The sequence below is a fragment of the Chromobacterium aquaticum genome, assembly GCF_021129195.1.
Taxonomy (GTDB): Bacteria; Pseudomonadota; Gammaproteobacteria; order Burkholderiales; family Chromobacteriaceae; genus Chromobacterium; species Chromobacterium aquaticum.
Genome location: NZ_JAJOHW010000130.1, coordinates 1 through 837, shown reverse-complemented (window position 1 = coordinate 837; position 837 = coordinate 1). Strand labels below are relative to the sequence as shown.

Annotated in this window: 2 protein-coding genes; both read right to left on the bottom strand. The window is 68.2% G+C overall.

Annotated features, from left to right (window positions below):
* A partial coding sequence (locus tag LQT98_RS18825; protein WP_231464283.1) for a flagellar basal body-associated FliL family protein occupies window positions 1-373 on the bottom strand: 373 nt, incomplete at its 3' end.
* 17 nt (window positions 374-390) lie between these two features.
* On the bottom strand, window positions 391-837 hold a 447-nt coding region (locus LQT98_RS18820; RefSeq protein WP_231464281.1), incomplete at its 5' end, for a flagellar hook-length control protein FliK.

Genomic DNA, 837 nt, shown 5'->3' with positions numbered 1-837 from the left:
CGCCGGCATAGGCCTTGGCCAGCAGCCGCTGGTAATCGTCTATGCTCATCGCCAGCGCCTTGTCCGCCGGCAGTTCCGACAGCGCGCGCACGGCGATGCTCTTCAGGAAGGGCAGTTGGGCCTTGACTTCGGCTTCCTGCTTTTCGCTGCTGCGGAACACCAGGTCCACCGCCATGAAGCGGGTGGCGGATTCCCCGCCGCGCAACATCACGATCACCTTGTCCATGCTGACGAAGCGCGAGTCCGGCGCTACCGGCTTGGGCGCCGCTTCCGCCTGCGGCGCATGCGAACTCAGCCACCACCAGGCGCCGCCGCCGGCGGCCAGCGCCACCACGATGGCCACAATCAAAATCACTACGATGTTTCGGTTCATTCTCGTGCTTCCGCCGCTCAGCCCTGGCCCAGCCAGAAGCCTTGTCCATCACCCTGCCCCGCTTCCGCCAGCGCGTGCCCGGGCGCGCGTTGCGGCTGCTGTTGCCCCTGGCGCTCCTGACGCTGCTGGCCGCCCTGTCCCGGCGCGCCTTCGCGCACTTCCACCGCCACCTGGGTGTATTGGCGGTTGGACAGGTCCTGGCGCAGCGAATCGCCTATGGCCTGCAACTGGCGCACCACTTCGCCATGCGAGGCGGTCAGTTGCACTTGCAGCGCGCCGGCTTCGTGGCGAATGGAGATTTCCAGCGAGCCCAGCGACGGCGGGTCCAGACGGATCAGCGCGCGGTCCATGCCGTGGCTGCTTTGCACTTGCAGGCGTTCGCCCAGCGCGGCGCTGAGCTTGTCGCCCCAGCTGGCCGGCTGCTGCGCCGGCAGTTTGATCGGCGCCCATTCCGGCAGCGGCGC